Source organism: Haematobacter genomosp. 1 (genome assembly GCF_002196855.1).
Classification (GTDB): Bacteria; Pseudomonadota; Alphaproteobacteria; order Rhodobacterales; family Rhodobacteraceae; genus Haematobacter.
The window spans coordinates 1-771 of the sequence record NZ_NIPW01000072.1 but is presented as its reverse complement, the minus strand read 5'-3'; the positions used below and the strand labels follow the sequence as shown (position 1 = coordinate 771).

1 pseudogene is annotated in these 771 nt (G+C 61.6%); it reads left to right on the top strand.

The features are described from left to right. Positions 1-71 precede the first annotated feature (71 nt). Positions 72-771, top strand: a pseudogene (locus CDV49_RS19890) (hypothetical protein); the annotation flags it as partial.

Sequence of the window (771 nt, the reverse complement as noted above, 5' to 3'; positions counted from 1 at the left end):
ACCGATAAGTGCAACAATGCCGCTTTGGCTGCTCGACGGCCAGGAAGAAAGGCGCGGCCGCTTGCAACAATATGGCTGTGATCAAACAGGCCGATCTGGAGAGCCGCGTCCTCGAAGCCCTTGAGCATCACCTGATGGACGAAGAAGCCGTGCGTATATTCTGCGAGGAATACGCCGCCGAGCGCAACCGCCTGGAGGCCGCACGTAGCGCCGGACGGGCCGATCTCGAGAAGGAACTCGCCCGCGTCAGCACCGATCACAAGAAGCTGGTTGATGCCATCCTGGCCGGCGTGCCCGCCGATCAGGTGAAGGATCGGATGATTGAGCTGGACGGCCGGCGGAAGGATCTGGAGCGCCAGCTCTCGGCCTCCCCTGCCCCGGACCCTGTCCGCATCCATCCCGGCATGGCCAAGACCTATCGCGCCCGGATCGGCCAGTTGATCGCGGGCCTGTCGGAGGCCGAGCGGATGGATGAGGCTAAAGAGGCGTTGCGGGCTCTGATCGAGAAGGTGGAGTTGGTTCCGGTTTCCGCAGAGGAGAGCGAGAGCGGCAAACCGGGGCTTGCGATCCACCTTCATGGGGCCTTGGCGAGCCTGTTGCGTCTGGCGTGCGGGCTGCCGGTGCATGAGGTTTCCGTCGCGGCGGTCCAAACGCAAAAAACCCCGCGAGTTGCGGGGCGTGGTGAGGGAAGCAGTATGCAATCCAGAGATGCGGATTTGCAAGATATTGATAAATTTGGAGAATTAGTTTTGGTTGCGGGGACAGGATTTG